This window comes from Psychrosphaera aquimarina (assembly GCF_032461525.1).
GTDB classification, from domain to species: domain Bacteria; phylum Pseudomonadota; class Gammaproteobacteria; order Enterobacterales; family Alteromonadaceae; genus Psychrosphaera; species Psychrosphaera aquimarina.
Genome location: NZ_JAWCUA010000001.1, coordinates 445,670 through 462,585, shown reverse-complemented (window position 1 = coordinate 462,585; position 16,916 = coordinate 445,670). Strand labels below are relative to the sequence as shown.

Annotated in this window: 17 protein-coding genes; 8 read left to right on the top strand and 9 right to left on the bottom strand. The window is 36.5% G+C overall.

Annotated elements, in window-relative coordinates; translation table 11 throughout:
• Positions 1-3: 3 nt before the first annotated feature.
• The 5 genes from RT723_RS02105 to RT723_RS02085 all read right to left on the bottom strand — a co-directional run bounded on the left by RT723_RS02105 (position 4) and on the right by RT723_RS02085 (position 5,009).
• Positions 4-351: an ArsC family reductase gene (locus RT723_RS02105; RefSeq protein WP_216055795.1), complete on the bottom strand. Its 348-nt coding sequence runs from the start codon at positions 349-351 to the stop codon at positions 4-6.
• Between the two features lie 5 nt (positions 352-356).
• On the bottom strand, positions 357-890 hold the full coding sequence (locus RT723_RS02100) for a PTS glucose transporter subunit IIA (RefSeq protein ID WP_315945708.1): 534 nt from the start codon (positions 888-890) through the stop codon (positions 357-359).
• A 10-nt stretch (positions 891-900) separates the two neighbouring features.
• On the bottom strand, positions 901-1,293 hold the full coding sequence (locus tag RT723_RS02095; RefSeq protein ID WP_315945707.1) for an ACT domain-containing protein: 393 nt from the start codon (positions 1,291-1,293) through the stop codon (positions 901-903).
• 364 nt (positions 1,294-1,657) lie between these two features.
• Positions 1,658-3,793, bottom strand: a complete 2,136-nt coding sequence (pta, locus tag RT723_RS02090; RefSeq protein ID WP_315945706.1) for a phosphate acetyltransferase — start codon at positions 3,791-3,793, stop codon at positions 1,658-1,660.
• A gap of 1 nt (position 3,794) precedes the next feature.
• Complete coding sequence (locus RT723_RS02085; RefSeq protein WP_315945705.1) at positions 3,795-5,009, bottom strand: acetate kinase; 1,215 nt, start codon at positions 5,007-5,009, stop codon at positions 3,795-3,797.
• A gap of 144 nt (positions 5,010-5,153) precedes the next feature.
• On the opposite strand from RT723_RS02085, the gene RT723_RS02080 reads away from it, so the two are divergent.
• The 6 genes from RT723_RS02080 to RT723_RS02055 all read left to right on the top strand — a co-directional run bounded on the left by RT723_RS02080 (position 5,154) and on the right by RT723_RS02055 (position 10,100).
• Positions 5,154-5,594, top strand: a complete 441-nt coding sequence (locus RT723_RS02080) for a DUF412 family protein (protein WP_315945704.1) — start codon at positions 5,154-5,156, stop codon at positions 5,592-5,594.
• A 623-nt stretch (positions 5,595-6,217) separates the two neighbouring features.
• A complete protein-coding gene (locus RT723_RS02075) occupies positions 6,218-7,384 on the top strand; it encodes a hypothetical protein (RefSeq protein ID WP_315945703.1) in 1,167 nt (388 codons plus the stop codon).
• Between the two features lie 11 nt (positions 7,385-7,395).
• Positions 7,396-7,950 (top strand): hypothetical protein, encoded by a 555-nt coding sequence (locus RT723_RS02070; protein WP_315945702.1) that lies wholly within the window; start codon positions 7,396-7,398, stop codon positions 7,948-7,950.
• Between the two features lie 133 nt (positions 7,951-8,083).
• Entirely contained in the window at positions 8,084-8,998 is a 915-nt protein-coding gene (locus RT723_RS02065; protein ID WP_315945701.1) for a hypothetical protein, read from the top strand.
• Between the two features lie 111 nt (positions 8,999-9,109).
• Entirely contained in the window at positions 9,110-9,592 is a 483-nt protein-coding gene (locus RT723_RS02060; RefSeq protein ID WP_315945700.1) for a hypothetical protein, read from the top strand.
• Between the two features lie 193 nt (positions 9,593-9,785).
• A complete protein-coding gene (locus RT723_RS02055; RefSeq protein ID WP_315945699.1) occupies positions 9,786-10,100 on the top strand; it encodes a DUF4144 domain-containing protein in 315 nt (104 codons plus the stop codon).
• Positions 10,101-10,252: 152 nt separating this feature from the next.
• Here the strand turns inward: RT723_RS02055 and RT723_RS02050 are convergent, their stop codons facing one another.
• Positions 10,253-10,846, bottom strand: coding sequence for a YceI family protein (locus tag RT723_RS02050; protein ID WP_315945698.1), 594 nt, complete (start codon positions 10,844-10,846; stop codon positions 10,253-10,255).
• A gap of 17 nt (positions 10,847-10,863) precedes the next feature.
• Positions 10,864-11,685 carry an exodeoxyribonuclease III gene (xthA, locus tag RT723_RS02045; RefSeq protein WP_315945697.1) on the bottom strand — a complete coding sequence of 274 codons (822 nt, stop codon included), beginning with the start codon at positions 11,683-11,685 and terminating at the stop codon, positions 10,864-10,866.
• Between the two features lie 235 nt (positions 11,686-11,920).
• Here xthA and murI point away from each other — a divergent pair, with 235 nt between their 5' ends.
• Positions 11,921-12,781, top strand: a complete 861-nt coding sequence (gene murI / locus RT723_RS02040; RefSeq protein ID WP_315945696.1) for a glutamate racemase — start codon at positions 11,921-11,923, stop codon at positions 12,779-12,781.
• Between the two features lie 83 nt (positions 12,782-12,864).
• Here the strand turns inward: murI and RT723_RS02035 are convergent, their stop codons facing one another.
• On the bottom strand, positions 12,865-14,469 hold the full coding sequence (locus tag RT723_RS02035) for an ABC-F family ATPase (protein WP_315945695.1): 1,605 nt from the start codon (positions 14,467-14,469) through the stop codon (positions 12,865-12,867).
• 322 nt (positions 14,470-14,791) lie between these two features.
• Between RT723_RS02035 and RT723_RS02030 the strand changes: the two genes are divergently transcribed.
• Positions 14,792-15,334, top strand: coding sequence for a hypothetical protein (locus RT723_RS02030; protein ID WP_315945694.1), 543 nt, complete (start codon positions 14,792-14,794; stop codon positions 15,332-15,334).
• A 44-nt stretch (positions 15,335-15,378) separates the two neighbouring features.
• Here the strand turns inward: RT723_RS02030 and dbpA are convergent, their stop codons facing one another.
• Positions 15,379-16,764: an ATP-dependent RNA helicase DbpA gene (dbpA, locus tag RT723_RS02025; protein WP_315945693.1), complete on the bottom strand. Its 1,386-nt coding sequence runs from the start codon at positions 16,762-16,764 to the stop codon at positions 15,379-15,381.
• Positions 16,765-16,916: the final 152 nt, after the last annotated feature.

Here is a 16,916-nt window from a genome sequence, read left to right as displayed (position 1 = left end):
ATCCTATCGGTTAAATATTTCTGCGTATTGAGTGTCTTTAAAGCCAATGTGTAATTGGTTGTCAACGATTAAAATAGGGCGTTTGATCATAGCTGGAGCCAATAGCATTTGTTCTATGGCGCTGGACTCAGTTAAGTTCTCTTTGATTTCACTGTCTAATTGACGAAACGTGGTTCCACGTTTGTTCAATACTAGTTCCCATCCCAATGTTTGACAGGCACTCTGCAACCACTGTTCATCAAGACCATCCACACGATAATCATGAAATGTGTATTCAATTTGCTGATTATCTAACCATTTTTTTGCTTTTTTAATGGTGTCGCAGTTTTTAATGCCATACATAGTGATCATAATAATTACGTCTTCTTAATAGTTTTAGGTGTTACAGGTTTTGGTACTAAGGAAAAAATAGGATCCGCACCTATTTGCACATGTTTATGAAAAACTTCAATCGACTTAAATGCTGTTACATCGAGTAAAATAAAATATAAATAAACAGGTTTGATATATTGATTCATTCGAAATAAATCAAGGTGTAAAAGAGGTTGATTAATCCCAACCGTTTGACCGATTGAAGTCAGGTTTTGGATGCCGATGCCATGAAATTTCGTGTATTCAAACGGAAACTGTAATAAGAAGCGTAACTTGTTTTTCGCTTGAATGATGATTTTACCGTGACTAGGTACGATATCTATTACTGTACCGCTAATGGGCGAATTTACCTGATGCCCCTCCATTTTTATTACTATACCTTCTCCACATCTTAAATAAGCAGACTGCTCACCATCCAACTCCGCAATATTTAATACTTTACCCGTAGCTGGGGCGGTAATTTTGATGCCCTTAGCCAAGTCAGGAGTGGTAAAGTTAACTATAGAGTGTAATAACATATTGGTGAGGTTAAGCCGCGTCAGTTAACACTTTATAACCGTCTTTTCTTAATACTTTGATAGCGGTGGCTACTGAGTCTTTTTTTACTAATATATAGTCGGTATCAAAAGTAGAAATAGCAAAAATACTGACATTAGCAGCGGCTAACACGCCTGAAATATTTGATAATATTCCGGTTAAAGAAAAACCTAACGGGCCCAATACCTCTAAAGCTATCCAATTATCTTCATGTTCAATGCTGTCTAATTTTAACGATTTAGGGCACACTATTGATAATTCATCGTAGGTCTTACTAATAAAATAGATGGGACAAGCAAATACTTCAGGTGGGACGGTCTGTTCATGATCAAAACTATGTACGGAAAACGTTTCTGTTAATACTTGTAGAGTTTGTTTTGGCATAAATGAACAATCCTTTTGAAAAGTCTAAAAACGTTATCTGTTGAATATACTATGTTTAGTCAAAAATAACAGTGATCAATTGGCTAAATTAATAAGAGTAAAACTATAAGTTATGTCTACTTAATGATGCTTTTAAAATTAACTCCAATGTTTTCCACAATATCTGTGGATAACTTTGTTAAGTACCAATTTGTAAGTCTGTATCCTATTGTTTTTAAACGGATAAAATAAAGGGTTAAAAAGTGTTACATTTTGAACAGTCGTACAATTAACTCCCACTTATTAACCAAATATATTAAGGTTAATAAACAAAAAGAGACGTTAAGGTCTCTTTTTATCATGTTTTACTCATTAAATTTAAAGTTTACTCACCGGCTTGAATTGCAGTTAATGCAATTGTGTAAACGATATCGTCAACCAATGCACCACGAGATAAGTCATTTACGGGTTTTCTCATACCTTGCAACATAGGGCCAATACTTATTACATCGGCACTTCGTTGTACGGCTTTATAGGTTGTATTTCCGGTATTTAAATCTGGGAAAATAAACACGGTTGCTTGTCCTGCTACAGGACTATTTGGTGCTTTTTTCTTAGCAACATTTTCCATTACAGCCGCATCATATTGAAGTGGGCCATCGATAAGTAGATCTGGACGTAAGTTCTTAGCTATCTCAGTGGCTTTTCTAACTTTATCTACGTCAGCACCAACACCTGAAGTTCCCGTTGAGTAACTGATCATGGCAACTTTTGGCTCTATACCAAATGCTTTAGCAGAATCGGCTGACTGAATAGCGATATCGGCTAATTGTTCGGCGTCTGGGTCTGGATTAATGGCACAGTCGCCATAAACTAATACTTGATCAGGCAGCAGCATAAAGAATATTGACGAGACTAAATTTGAATTAGGTGCCGTTTTAACTAACTGCAACGGTGGACGAATTGTATTAGCGGTCGTACTTACCGCGCCGGACACTAGTCCATCTACTTCATCCAGTGCTAACATCATAGAGGCCAAAACAACATTGTCTTGCAGTTGTTCTTCAGCAACCACTTCGGTTAAGCCTTTATGTTTTCGCAGCTCCACCATAGGGTCAATGTAACGATTACGGATCTTTGCTGGATTTTCAATGATCACATTTTCGTTAAGTTCAACACCTTGTTGAGAGGCCACTAATTTGATCTCTTCTGCGTCACCTAACAACACACACTTAGCAATGCCACGTTCACCACATATTGCAGCAGCTTTTATGGTTCTAGGTTCATTCCCCTCAGGTAAGACTATGGTGCGTTGGATTTTTTTAGCTTTATCAACTAATAAATACCTAAATGCAGCAGGGGATAACTTGCGTGATTTCGCCACGTTTTGGATCATATCGGTGATCCAGTCTTTAGAGATATGATTAGCGGTATGTTCTTTTACACGTTCAATTCGTTGTTCGTCATCGGTAGGGACTTCCATATTAAAGCGTTGCAATAATAATGACGTTTCCCATGTATCTGACTCGGTAGATAGAACAGGAACACCGGTTTCAAAAGCTTGTTTACATAATTTTAATATTGTTGGTTCTGGCATAAAGCCACCGGTTAACAAAATTGCGCCTAGTTTAGTTCCATTCATTGCCGCTAGGGCTGCTGCCACTAATACGTCAGAACGATCACCTGGGGTTACTAACAATACACCGGGTCTTACGCGGCCTAAAATATTGCCAACGGTTCGAGCACAAAAGGTAATGCTACGTAAGCGTCTAAACTCCATATCACCTTTGTTTAATATTTTGGCGTTAAGGTAATGTTGTAAGTCTTTAACTCTTGGAGCAATAAGTTCAGGGTTCCATGGCACACAACCTAACATTTTAAACTTGTGTCTAAAGATAGACATTTGCTGGTATTTATTAGCGACATTTTCTAACTCTGGCTCAGCTAGTTGCTCAGTAAAGTCGTTGGCTAAATTACCCTGAACATCACGAGGCGCGTTTACTTTATTAAAGATACAACCAATAACTTGGTCTTTATTAAAGCCGCCATAGTTATTTGCTGCAATTTCAAGTTGGTCTTCTAACGAGTCAATAGGCTCGCTACCTGGGGCGATAACAAACACGACATCGGCACCAAGGGCAGACGCAATTTGACGGTTAATCTTATTGGCATAAGCTTGATGTTTGGTTGGCACTAAACCTTCAATTACTACAGCTTCATTAGGGTCTATTTTTGACTCAAAACGACCTACGATCTCTTCTAGTAAGACATCAACATTACCATCACCAATTAAGGTTTCAGCGTAAGTTAAATCAAATGGTTCTGGTGGATTAAGGTGCGATAAGTTTCTGAATATTTCAGTACTTCTCTCTGGGCCAACATCACCATGCATAGGTTGGGAAATTGGTTTGAAGAAATTAACATTCACCGCTTGGCGTTCCATTGAACGTACTAAACCCATAGTAATAGACGTTAAACCAACGCCAGATCCAACTGGCACTAACATAATTCTATGTGACATATTATTTACTCTCAGATAGTTGTGCAGCGTCTCTGGCAATAACCCACTCTTCATTGGTTGGGATCACTAACACTCTAAATTGTGAATCAGTCGCTTGAATTTCACCGGCATTACCAAAACGAGCTAATTCGTTTTGTTGCTCATCAAGTGATATTTTTAATATCGACAATTGGCTAATAACTTGTGAGCGTATATAGTTTGAGTTCTCACCTATACCACCAGTAAAGACAATAGCATCTAAGTGTGAAAGGGCAACGGTATAAGACGCGATGTATTTAGCGACACGATAACAAAATACATCCAGTGCTAATTTGGCTTGTTGTTGTTGTGCTTCATCATTACCAAAAACGGCATCTTCTAAAGTACGGCAATCATTGCTTAATTTTGATAAACCTAACAAACCACTTTGTTTATTTAACAAGTTATCAATTTGTTGTGCACTGTAATTATGTTGATTCATTAAGTAAATAATAAGACCAGGGTCTACATCACCACTTCGAGTACCCATCACTAACCCCTCAGCAGGGGTCAATCCCATTGACGTATCAACACTATTCCCATTTTCAATGGCACAAATAGAACAGCCATTGCCTAAATGCACAGTGATCACGGAAGTTTGATCGTCTTGTTGTTGTAAATGTTTAGCAGCTTCGCGGCTAACAAAATAGTGACTAGTACCATGGAATCCATATCGACGAATGCCTTTTTCATTATAAAGATCGTTATCTACCGCATACATAAATGCTTTTTGTGGCATGGTCTGATGAAAGGCGGTATCAAAAACTGCAACTTGTGGTAAAGACGGAAAGGTTGCCTGTGCCGCTTTTATACCGACTAAATTAGCTGGGTTATGCAGAGGCGCAAGGCCACTGGTTTCTTCAATCGCTGCTATGACATCATCTGTAATAACGGCTGAAGAAGTAAAGACTTCACCGCCGTGGACCACACGATGACCAACTGCTGTTAATGAGTCGCTTAAATCATTAGCATGTAACTCACTGACTAAATATTCTATGGCACCTAAGTGCTGATTGTTTTTGGTTAATTCAGTAACCTGTTTATTGCCCTTGTATTTGACAGTAATGGTGGCTTCTTTAGAACCTAAACGTTCGGCCAAACCGGTGATTTTTGTGTCACCCGTTGTGCTATTAATGACGGCAAACTTCAATGAAGAGCTACCACAGTTTAAAACCAGAATATTTTTTTCAGTGCTCATAGTTACCTTAAGTTTTTGAACTTAATAATTAAAGTTGTATTCTAGTACATATACTCTAATTAAGAAATTGTTATAGTACTGCAAAATTGAATGTTATTAGGTTATTGTTAACATCTGTTCGATGGAAATACAATTGTATAAAAGGTGAAAATCATTTTAGTTGCCACATTAAATTCAGGTTATAAATTCAGCCAAACATGGCCAAAAAAAGAACCTTATTTATTATCATTTCCACAAACTGGCTATGTAAAGTTAGCTGATTTGGCAATGACTGTTGCGCCTATTATTGCGTTTATAACTGCATATTTACAGTTGTCCTATAATGGTATGGATAATATAAATACCACCATCGCGATGTCATTATTGATCTTGTCGTTACCGATACATGGTTACTTTTTATTGGGTAAACAAGCAGAAGCTGATTTACCGATTGGCTTAAAAAGTTGGTATCGTGAAATTGAACAGCAACTACAAAACAGTGACGTTGAAATGAAGCAGGGCGTTAACCTTAATAAATCTAAAGCACATAAGCTGACGTATATGGATTTGGCTAAGTTGTTGAAAGTGAGGTTTGAGAGGAAATAGGGTAAAGGCTAGTAAGGTATAAGCTATAAGTGTAGGCTAAAAATATTCATATGAACTTTAAGGTTTCGCCTTTCGGCAGTTATCAAATAAACACCCCGGTATTGATGACATCCCATCATCCATGATGTGAACAAACAGTCCTTTCTCAGCATCCATGCTTCGAATTTTATACTAAATAATATTTAACCACGTGATTTTGTAATGGAGACTAAAAGCAAAAGCGCGAACCTACGGTTCTCTGCTACCCATTAACTTACATGTTTGAGCAAATTAGAGTGGTTGTCCACGTTATAAAATGCTGTTTAAAAATGGTGGTCTTGTTTTCATTTACACCTTTAAACTGTTCTTATACACAGTATTGGTGAGTTTCCTACCAAGTCAAGAAAACAGGAACAATGCCCATCCTTGGGGGATCACAAAAAACCGAGTTGTTACGTAACAAAGGTGTGGTAAATGCTGTAGAGGTTTGATATTAATAGTGAAAATAAATAAGAGGAACCGCGTTGTCAGAAACTTAGGCAATCGTCCTCTGATTAAGTTGTTAGCTTTTTTACACTATCAACAATATTCTAAATAAGACTTAAAGTTTTATTCAAAATGGATTTTAAATTTAGGGAAATATCGTGGTAAAAACTAAGGCTCTTGACCAATTTTTCAAGAGGATGAATAATCAATCGAAAAGAAAAAGTGGCTCTGTAGATTTGGGAGGTGATTTAAAGAAAATTGTCCATGAAAACTATCTCGCATTAGCTACTGAAACTTCCAGCTTTGAACCTCTTGCTGATAATAAAGGAGTATGCTCAGCTTTCGATGTAAATAAACGAGTAATTGAATTAATTCCAATAATTGAGAATAAAATAAAAGATATCGTTAATCTTTATCCTGTCTACTATTGGAAATACTTTACGGCGCGCTTCCCAAGAGAATTTTTTGAGGGTGATTTAGCATCTACATATATTTTTTCTTTATCAATGTTTAAATCTTGCATTTCTTTTAGTGATAAAAAAATTATTGATAAAGAATTGTATCTCAATGGTCATCAAGTTTTGATTCCCATCACAGAAGAAGTGAAAGCTAATTATTTTAAATTGGCTGGTTATTCAACATTTTTAAAAGATTTATATGTTTTATTAAGAACTTCTTCAAAGGGTGTAAACTATCGAATTTCACCAAATAGCCCTGTACTAGATCGTATTGATGACCCGGATACAATTAAAGCTATAAACTTGTATGATTCTCGATTTATAAATTCATCAAAGCTCTCTAGTTCAGATTACATTCCTTCCCGCAGTGGCTTTTCATTAGAGCAGTATAAATCTGCTAAGGGTAATGTAATATTAGTCGCTAGTGAATCTATGGAAGAAAAATGGGATTATATTCCCAAATCTTTCAAAAAAACAAAAAATAAAAAACGTACTTTAATCAAATATGATTTAATTCCTTATGATCTAAGTACTATTTATGAAAACTTTAATAAAAGTTCTGTTGAATTCCCATGGAATGAAGAATTACTTGAAATTATTATGATTTTAAACTTTTCATCATACTGTATTAAGAAGGGTTGGGTATACGGACCTGATATATACGCTTTAGGATACTTCCTTTTAGATAGAACTTTTGTTGAGGGGGCATTATCTTCTGCAATAGATCAACTCAATAGTGAATTTAAAGAAAAGTTTAACAAGTATATTACGCTTAACAGTATCCAAATTATAAATAAGTTTTCTAAAGCATTATCCAGTGATATTTATCCTGGTAATGCAGCGATTTTTTTGAAGCGGGAACCATGATAGGTATTGATATGGCTTCAGCACATCGTGTCCTTGATAAAAGTTTGGAGTATACAAAAAAGCAAGGAAAGATAGCTAACACTAGAGGGTTTTTCTTTGAAAAGCAGATTCAAGACGTTATTGATAAAACAAAATATAAACCATCAAAGCTAGCATATAAGTATATTTCAAAAACTTTAAAATTAAATAATAAAGCGATTACGGATTTTGATGCAATTCTTCAGGTTGGTACAACTTTAGTTGCTATCTCTTGTAAAAGTATTCTGCAAACTGATATTTATGATAAAGGAGACTTTAAGTCAATTCGAAATGTCACCTCATCTATAGAAGGCTATATGGATGATTGGAAAACCAAAATAAAATTAGTTAATGAAAATAAAAAAGGTGATAACTATGACTTCAGCTCCTTTGACGATATTTTAGGGATAGTACTCACACCCACTATTTTTTATATAGGGACTAGTTTTTATGCTGAACTAGATATAAAAGGTTTATATACCCATATGTCTCAAGCTGAGCTTATTAAATGGCTTGAAGAGTCAAGTAATGAAATCATTGAAAAGTAATGCTCTGCACTTATTCCACATCAAAAGCTAACAAGTTGCTTAAACGGAAAATTAATAGTTGGCCATCGCTTCGCGATTATAGCCAAGCATTAATTTCCGCTTAGCAAGGCGTTAGCTATCCAAAGGAGTATTGATGCTAGATTATATTATTGAGAACAAAGAATGGTTATTTTCTGGAGTAGGTGTGGTTATAGTCACATTTATATTATCCACTTTATTTAGAAGTAAGAGCCAAGATAAAAAGACTGACTCTATTGATGTTTCAGCTATTCCACCTCAAAGCACTCCCCATGTTAAAGAAATAAAAGAAGATACCGAAGTTGAAAAAGTAGCCAAGAGATTTAAAAAAACGTTAGAACTCATGAACGAAGGCAGAGATTATTCTAAGTTTACTATTCCTCAATTAGCTCAGATTATGAAGCTTCACAAAATTAGTGAACTTGAAAATGTATTTACTGGTCAAGAAGAGCCTACGTTTGATTTTATAGAGCACTATTCAAATACTTTTGGTGTAAACAAGAAGTGGTTAACTGAAGGGAAGAGTTCTCCTTATTCTAACGACTTTCGTATACACAGCGATCCGATTGGTTACCTATCAGAAATAACTGAATTGAACCCCGAAGGAATATATTTTATTCGGGAAAATACAGATACATCAGCAGCATTCATTTTATTAAAATTAACTAAATGGAAGTACGTTATTTTCGATAGAACGTGGCATATAAGTGACGAAGTTGGAGCAGGTGGCCAACGTCAACTTTATAGTTTCTATAAGCTAGTTAAAGAGCTGAGAGATAAGCTGCGCCTACATACTAAATGTTGGGGATTAACATTGGACAAAAAAGAGTTCTCAGCCCTCTTAAATGGTAATGTTTTCCCTGGCTCGCATTTAGATAATGGCTTTTCGGAAGATCCTTGGTGGGATGATTTAACAGATATAAATCATGGTTACCCAATAGCAGAAAACTATGAAAAGTGGCATGGCAAGAGCTTTATAAAAGCTCAAGAAATAATAAAGTGGCAACTAGCAGAGAGAAAGGCTAGCTAACAAGGGCATCAAGAACGGACGAAAAACACTTAGCTGCGCTCGTTCCTCGCAATTTTAGCCAAGTATTTATGCGCCGCGTATGCGAGCGTTATATTTCAAAGGAGTTTGTATATGTTGAGGATTATTTTATTTGCTCTTATGCTTTCTCCGCTGACGGTATTCGGATGTTCTTGTTTCAGCGAAGCAAAAAGCTTTAAAGACGAAACGAACGAATATGACGCAATTTTCACTGGTGTAGCACTTAAAACAGTTAAAATATCAGGAGATTGGGACACTTCGTTTTACAAGACAGAATTGAAAGTCCAGCAAGTATGGAAAAATAAGGCTGTACTTAACTCTGTTTTTATTAAAACAAATATTGAAAACAATTCTTGTGGTGGTCCCGCTCCAACAATTGGAAATACATTTCTTGTGTTCGCACACGTAACTAAAGATGGTCTTTACGCGACTGGTGGTTGTTCAACATTTATGGATCTAGAGCAAGTAGAACAAAATTTAAGCACTTCAAACTTTAAAGAAAAGGAAGAGTGGCAAACTGTAATCAAAGGTATGTGGTCTGATTTAGGGAGACCGCTTGTCGTTTATAGCAAATGAAATATAACAAGTTGCTTAAACGGACAAAAAACAGTTGGCTTTTGCTCGTGCCTCGCTTATTTTAGCCAACAATTTTTTGCGCGCTTAGCAAGGCGTTAGTGCCGAAGTGATATCGCAGTTGTGCAATTAAAATAGAGTCATCTTTTAGTTTATTCACTATTAACGAAGCGTTCTATTTATCGAGGTAGTTGTTATGATTTCTTGGCCATGCATGTTGAAACTCGATGGTGATGATGAGCTTATTTACTTAGATTCCCTACCAGACTTCAATTCACAATGTAATGACTTTATTTTTAGTGATGATGATTATGTTGTTGACTCGTTAGGTTATTGTTACCTAATAGAGCTTATTTCAGGGAAACTTGGATTAACTAAAGTAGACAAGACGTTGTCAACGGATGAAGTCATTCAATTGATACGAGCCCATGAATTTAATAAAGCTTCAGTTTGTCTTACTAAAATTCATTTCTTTACAGTGTCTGAAGCTATCAGTTCATTAACTAATTAAAAACCAAAGTGACTCACCATAATTAATTATTGGTACATATAATTTATGAATAAAAAAAGGCTGTGTTTGGATTTAACCACAGCCTTTTTATTTGCTAAAGAAAGTAAACTCTAACTCTAAACCTTACACTTTGGTGCAAGTGGTTTTACTATTTAATTAGCGTCAAATACCAAGTTAAAGGTTACTGGTACTTCAGTTGTAATGGACGGTAGGCTGGCTATGTCTCTTAAGTCATTTATGCCTTGCACTAATTTAAAGTCACTTGCTTTTAGCACAACTGGTTTTAATGAGCTTACGTTGATTTTATTACCAACTAACTTAGTCACTAAAATATCCGCAGTCATTTCATTTTTCACACCATGTAAATCTAATACTAAAGTTTGTTTAGTTTTGAACGACTCACCAGCTTTTAATTGCTTAAATTCTGCAACATTAATGTCAGCGCTAATGTTTGCTTTAGGGTACATATTGGTTTGGAATAATAACGATTGAATACGTTCGTTACGGATAGGGATCATGGTATCAACACTGGTTAAGTTGATCTCTATGTTGGCTTTGCCAGCTGTTTCAGCTACCGAGCCAGAAAGCTGTGTAAAGTGGTGTACTTCAACAATGCTCGATTTTTTCACCGAGATGAAGTTTAAGTTAGACTTGTCGTTGTTTAACGTCCAATCTGCAAAACTTGGAGCTGACACTAAAGTTAATAACGGCAGAAACAGTAAGGGTAATCTCTTTGTAAAGTTCATGTAAATTCCTTGTTTTATTAAATATCAAATACTGACCAAATTGGCGCATGATCAGACGGTTTTTCAATGCCACGTAATTCGTAATCTATTCCCGTTTCAGTACATTTATCGTTTAAACCGTTCGTGGCTAATACAACATCTATTCGTAATCCACGGTTATCGTCGAAACCTTTAGAGCGATAATCAAACCATGAATATCTATCATCCGTAGTAGGGTGTTGTTCTCTGAAGGTATCTTTAAATCCCCAGTCCATTAATGTTTTCAACCATTCGCGTTCTTCTGGTTGGAAAGAACATTTTCCGGTTTTTAACCAACGTTTACGGTTAGGCTCACCAATACCAATGTCTAAGTCAGTTGGAGATATATTTATATCACCCATGACTACGACATTCTCACTGGCATCTTCGTGGCTATTTAAGTAATTCATTAAATCTGAGTAAAACTGTCTTTTGTATGGAAACTTTACCGGGTGATCAATGGCTTCTCCTTGCGGGAAATAGCCGTTAAGTACGGTGATTTTATTACCTGATTCAGTTGTTACTGTGACCATGACCATACGTTTTTGATGTTCGTCGTTATCGGTAGGGAAACCTTTTTGAGTATGACTCATACGAGCGGCAACGTCATTACGAACCAACATAGCGACCCCATAATGGGCTTTTTGTCCGTGAATGATAGGGGTGTAACCTAATGCTTCAATATCAGCAAATGGGAATACGTCATCGTGTGCTTTGGTCTCTTGTAAGCCAATAATGTCTGGATTGTGCTTTTCTATTAAAGCAGCTAGTTGATGGATACGGGCGCGAATGCCATTGATATTAAAAGAGATGATTTTCATAATAATTCTTATTAGATGTTAAATACTTATATGGTGTGATCATGCCTTTATCTAAATTTGATAGCAAAGGAAAACAACGAGAAATTTAAAATTAACTATTTATACAATATCAATTTTAAACATCAACAAGTAACATGGTTAAGGTTAACAATGGGAAATATACGACAATGAGGGTTAATTCAAAAATACGGCGTATTTTGAATTAAGCTAAATGAAGTTGCAGGAAATACAATTAATGACACAACAATCCCCTATAGGGATCTTTGATTCGGGAGTGGGTGGCTTGTCCATCGCAAAAACGATTCAAAATATAATGCCGGGCGAACAGCTCATTTACATAGCCGATCATCAATTTAGCCCTTATGGCAATAAAGCCACAGACATTCTTAAGCAACGAACTAGTTTAATTGTGGAATATTTTATTAAACGTGGCTGTAAAGCTATCGTTGTCGCTTGTAATACGGCTACGGTGCATACCATCTCTTATCTACGCACATTAACCGACATACCAATTATTGGAGTAGAGCCTGCGTTAAAACCGGCATCTCAAATGAGTAACACAGGCTTAGTTGGATTGTTAGCAACGCAGCAGACGATTAACAGTGATTCATTATTACGATTAAAGGCTCGGTTTGAAGATAAAGTTCAGGTGGAGCTTGTCCCTTGTCCTTTGTTTGTGGACTTGGTGGAACAAGGTCAACTTAACACAGAATACACTCGACAAGCGGTAAAGTCTTATATCAAACCTTTAATTGAAAAGGGGATAGATCATTTGGTATTAGGTTGTACCCATTATGCATTTTTAATTCCCAGTATTAGCCAATGCATAAACGAGTTAACGTCTAAGCCTGTGACTATTATAGAGCCGTCTATGCCTGTTTGTTTAGAATTAAAACGTCAGTTGGAAACAAGAGGGATATTAAATAAAGGTATTTATGTTAGTTCATGTGAAGACGTAAATGATCAAAGTAAATTAGAGTTTTTTAGTACTAAAGTAGAAAGCGCGGACTTACCTGCCGGCATCAAGTTTAATGGTCTATTTAGTTTGTTATGGGGAACACCCATAGACGTCAACACTATTGAGTTAGCTCACTAATGCACTAGTTAATATTACTATTTAATGTCACGTATAAAAAAAGCCATCGTACGATGGCTTATTTATGGTTAATTCGTATAAAACTAAGCAGCTTTATTTTTTAGCTTTTGACTTGCGCGGTATTCACGATATGAACCGTGGAATATGTCCATGCTGCTGTCTTTGATCTCAATAACATGCGTGGCCAAAGAGGATACAAATTGAGTGTCATGGCTGACAAATATAAGCGTACCGTCAAACTCTTTTAATGCATGGTTAAGTGCTTCAATAGATTCCATATCTAAGTGATTGGTAGGTTCATCCATGACTAACACGTTTAAGTCCATCATCATTAATTTACCAAATAAGAGTCTGTTTTTCTCACCACCAGAACAGACTTTCACTTTCTTTTCAAAGTCATCGGCAGTAAATAACAAACGACCTAACATGGCACGTACTTGAAGATCGTCATGTTTTTTGGTGCGCCATTGGCTTAACCAATCAAACAAGCTCAAATCACAATCAAAATCTGTTGTGCTATCTTGCGGGCAGTAACCAATCGTGGCATTTTCAGACCATTTAACCACACCGTTATTAGCTTTGATCTCGTCAATCAAACAACGTAAGAACGTCGTTTTACCAGCGCCATTTTCACCAATAACCGCTAACTTTGCACCAGCTTCAAGAATTAAGTTACCGTTTTTAAATAATGGACCTTCATCATAACCATGTCCTAACTCTTCTAAAATAAGCACTTGGCGGTGTAACTTACGATCTTGTTTAATCGCGATTGAAGGGGTACGACGACTAGAAGACTTAACTTCTGATAATTCAATTTTATCTAGCTTTTTAGCACGAGAACTGGCTTGTTTTGCTTTTGACGCATTAGCACCAAAACGGGCAACAAAGGCCGTTAACTCAGCAATTTCAGCACTTTTTTTGTCGTTTTCTGTTAACAGCTGTTCACGAATTAACGATGACGCTTCAACAAAGTATTCGTAATTACCTGGATATATACGTAATTCACCATAATCAATGTCAGCCATATGTGTACATACAGAATTAAGAAAGTGACGGTCATGGGAAATGATGATCATAGTGCATTTACGTTGGTTTAACACGTCTGCTAACCAATTGATTGAATGTATATCCAAGTTATTAGTCGGTTCGTCTAATAATAAGATATCGGGATTTGAGAATAGGGCTTGAGCTAATAACACACGGACTTTATAACCCGGTGCCACTTGGCTCATTAAGCCAAAATGAAATTCTTCATCTATACCAGCTTCTAATAGGATATCACCGGCACGAGACTCTGCCGTGTAACCGTCCATTTCAGCAAATTCAGTTTCAAGGTTGGCGACTTTCATGCCATCTTCTTCAGACATTTCTGGTAAAGAATAGATACGGTCACGTTCTTGTTTGATTTCCCATAATTTAGTGTCACCCATAATAACGGCATCAACCACTGAATATTGTTCAAACGCGAACTGATCCTGACTTAATACCCCTAATTTATTACCTGGTGTAATGGAAACATTGCCTGAAGATGGCGATAGCGCACCACTTAAGATCTTCATAAAGGTTGATTTGCCACAACCATTGGCACCTATTAAACCGTAACGGTTGCCATGGCCAAACTGAGCCGAGATGTTTTCAAATAATGGCACAGCGCCAAATTGCATGGTGATATTTGCGGTAGTGATCAAAGGGTATTTCCTGATATGTGGGGCTTGCAGAACCATAACTGATCTGAATGCCAGTTATTGCCAACTAGAGCGCGCGCATTATACAGAGCATTAACTCTAAAGTCGACCTTCACTGTCGATTAATTAAACAAATTAGTCTCTCAATGAATTTATTAATGAGTTATAAGTGCATTAACTTTTCTGGAATATTTATACGGGGTAAATGATTAGTTGTAGTTATGAGGTGATTTAAGTATTGTTAAGTTATTCAATGAATTATCAAGTTTTTATGATTATCAAGATTAAAAACGCTTTATAACCGACACGAGAGAATTTCTACAAAATGCAATATTTCATCATCGTCATTTCTTTATTATCAACATTCACTCATGCTTCTGAAGCTGCGAATACTTGTTCTACTAAACTCGATGCTTTCATAGGTAAATATGAGATTTATAGAGAATATAGTGTCAATAATCATTTTTCAAAATGCTTGGCGACTGACAAGTCAAAAATACAATTTAAAGGTAATCCCGACTCTCGTGTATTGTTAAATGGCTTTGTAGTTGGTATCGAAAGTTTCTGGCATCAAGACTTAAATGAAATTGTCAAAATAACCACTAAAGCTGGGGGGCATACAACAATTGTCAGACTACTAGCAAATCAATATGGGCAGAGCCAATTCACACCTGATTTCGATGTAACCTTTAGTTCTTCAATGGCCTATATTGTTGTATCAAAAACGCCTAGTGGGAATTTAATAGTGACAACAAGAGATAGTCATTTAGAAGAAAATTGCCAGCGGGTTACAGAAGATATTTTTGAAATGGAAGGTAATGACTTCACTAAAGTATCAACTACAGAAGTATATAGAGAGTGCCGTTGATATTCAGGCACTTCTATATAGTGGGGTAGATATATATCCTAGTCTTAACGAATCCGCCAAGCTCTGAAACTACGGCCTTTTAATTTACCTTTCTCTAACTTGTGTAGGGCGTCTTTAGCTACCGACTTATGCACGGCAACATAGGCGCAAAAATCCAAAACGTTGATTTTACCAACGTCTTTACCCGCAATACCGTCTTTACCTGTAAGTGCACCAAGAATATCGCCTGGACGTACTTTATGCTTTTTACCGCCATCAATGCGAAGGGTCGCCATTTGCGGTTCAAAGATTTCTTTTTCTAAAACAGACGCATCAGGTAATTCAGACTCTTTTATACGGATATCCATATAGTCCTCGATTTCGACTACCTTGTATGAATCTTTATTAGTAAACAAACTACAAGCAACCCCTTTACTACCAGCACGACCCGTTCTACCAATACGGTGGACATGGGTATCAGCGTCATGGGCTAATTGATAGTTGATAACGGCATCTAAGTTGTCTATGTCCAATCCACGTGATGCAACATCAGTTGCCACCAAGATTGAAATACTCTTATTAGCAAAACGCACTAAGGTTTGATCTCTGTCTCTTTGTTCTAAATCACCGTTAAGCTCAATTGCACTAAAACCTGAATCTAACAAAAAGTCTGTTACTTCAACGGTTTCTATTTTGGTATTACAGAAGATCACACATGACTCAGGCTGGTATTGCATTAACAAAAGCTGAATTGCTTGTTTACGTGCGTCATTGTTATCAACATTAAAGAATTGTTGATCTATGCTAGTACCAGAGTGAGTAGATTCTACTTTAACCATTATTGGGTCTTTAAGTAACTTACCTGCAATGCCTTTAATTTGATCTGGGAAGGTGGCACTAAATAACAGAGACTGTCTGTTTTTAGGCGCTAAGTCGATAATGGCATCAACGGCATCTTGAAAACCCATTTCCAACATTTTGTCGGCTTCGTCTAACACTAATGTATTTAAGTTATCTAGGTTTAAACGACCACGATCTAAATGGTCAAGTATGCGTCCTGGTGTACCAACTATGATATGTGCACCGTGCTCTAATGATCCAATTTGAGGTCCCATAGGTACGCCACCACAAAGGGTTAATACTTTAATGTTGTGGATACCACGGGCTAACTTTCTAATTTCTTTTGCTACTTGGTCAGCAAGTTCACGGGTAGGGCATAATACCAATGACTGAATACGAAAACGTTTTACATCTAAGTTTTGTAACAGACCCAAACCAAAGGCAGCCGTTTTACCAGAACCGGTTTTGCCTTGGGCAATAACGTCTTTACCGTCAATGATCAAAGGTAAACTTTGCGCTTGAATTGGAGTCATTTCGTTATAATCAAGAGTGGCTAAATTACTTACCAAGTCTGGTTTAAGTGCCAATGATGAAAATGATGTTTGTGTCAAAGTAGTACCCTAGATGTATGCGAACAATAAAATTGGCGCGATTATAACAGCTTAATGGTTAACTAAATATGAGAGATAACCTTAATTGTTATTTCTTTTGTTTACATTTCAAAATGACAAATTAATCTAGCAGCCTATGTATGTGTATCATC